The 1,815-nt window shown below is 54.0% G+C and carries 1 protein-coding gene; it reads left to right on the top strand.

Annotated features, from left to right (window positions below):
• Positions 1–1,815: glycosyl hydrolase 53 family protein (locus WG8_RS25305; RefSeq protein ID WP_007433153.1), on the top strand; the 1,815-nt coding region annotated here is incomplete at both ends.

Genomic DNA, 1,815 nt, shown 5'->3' with positions numbered 1-1,815 from the left:
CTTCGGCAGTCGTAAACGGGGGGTTCGAGACGAACTTCTGGAGTGACCAATCGTGGCAGGTTGAAGCATCGGATTGGAAGCAGGTGGATATTCAGCATTATGCCTATGCCAGTGATCCTTTTATTACGCCGTCCGAAGACACGTATGCGTTCAAGTATTGGATCAACGACGCTGCGCCAGCGAATCAGCAGGTCACGGTCAGCCAGAAGCTTCCGGCGCTGCAGCCAGGTAGCTATGAGCTGTCGGTGCAATCGATGGGCGGCTCTGATGCCGCAGCGGGACATATACAAGTATTCGCAGGTACCGATCAGAGCAGTGAGGTGTCAACGTCAGGCTACAACCAATGGGGAAGCGTGACCTTGAAATTCGTGCTGACCGAGCAAACTTCCGATCTGGTCATTGGAGCGAGGATCAGTGGTACTGCGGCTGCGTGGGGCTATCTGGACCGTTTTTCCTTAAAGCAGGTCAGCACGGATACGACCCAGCCGGTGGCAGCGGATATTTTCGTGAAGAAGGTTGAGGGATTGAAGCCTGATTTTATCAAAGGTGTCGATATATCCAGTATTCTTTCCCTGGAGCAGAGTGGAGTACGCTTTTATAACGAACAGGGCACCGAGCAGGACATATTCCGGACGCTGAAGGAATCGGGCGTAAACTATATCCGGGTGCGTGTGTGGAATCATCCGTATGATGCCAAAGGCAACGGCTATGGCGGCGGGAATAACGATCTGGCCAAAGCGGTTGAAATCGGCAAGCGGGCGACTGCCAACGGCCTGAAGCTGCTGGTAGATTTCCACTATTCCGATTTCTGGGCCGATCCGGGCAAGCAGCATGTGCCGAAGGCGTGGCAGAGCCTGAGTTTTGCTGACAAGGAACAGGCGGTGTACGACTATACCCGGAATAGTCTGCAGCAATTGCTTGATCAGGGCATAGATGTAGGGATGGTGCAGGTCGGCAATGAGACGAACCAGTCGTTTGTCGGGGAGAAGGATTGGACGAAGATTAGTGCTTTATTTAATAAGGGAAGCCAAGCGGTGCGTGCTGTCGATCCGAATATTCTCGTGGCATTGCATTTTACCAACCCGGAGACGCCGGGCCGCTATGCTTCCTATGCGAAGGCGCTGTCGGACAATCATGTGGACTATGATGTCTTTGCCAGCTCGTATTATCCGTTCTGGCACGGTTCGCTGAGCAATCTCACAGCAGTGCTGAAGCAGGTTGCAGATACGTATGGTAAAAAAGTGATGGTGGCAGAAACATCCTATGCGTATACATCTGAAGATGGTGATGGACATGAGAATACCGCCCCGAGAAGCTCGGGACAGACGCTGGACTATCCGATCAGTGCTCAGGGGCAGGCTACATCGGTCCGTAATGTCATTGAAGCAGTGTCCAATGTAGGCGATGCAGGCATTGGCGTATTTTATTGGGAGCCGGCCTGGCTGCCAGTAGGACCGAAAGCAGATGCCGAGCAGAACAAACGGCTGTGGGAACAATATGGTTCCGGCTGGGCAGCCAGCTATGCTGCGGAATATGACCCTGACGATGCAGGAAAATGGTATGGCGGCAGCGCGGTAGACAACCAGGCGCTGTTTGATTTTACGGGCCATCCGCTTTCTTCGCTGAATGTGTTTAAGTACGTCAACACCGGAGCGGTTGCTGCGCTCCAGATCGACGAGGTCCAAGCGGTAACGGTAACGGCGGGCGCGGGCGAGAACATCTCGCTGCCGGATTCAGTCACCGTCACGTATAACGATGGCAGCACCGGAACACTCGCTGTGGAGTGGGATCAAGCGGCCTTGGAGCAAGCGGTGA

This window comes from Paenibacillus sp. Aloe-11 (assembly GCF_000245715.1).
Lineage (GTDB): Bacteria > Bacillota > Bacilli > Paenibacillales > Paenibacillaceae > Paenibacillus > Paenibacillus kribbensis.
Note: the sequence above shows the minus strand (reverse complement) of the source record. Positions and strands in the feature narration are given on the sequence as shown.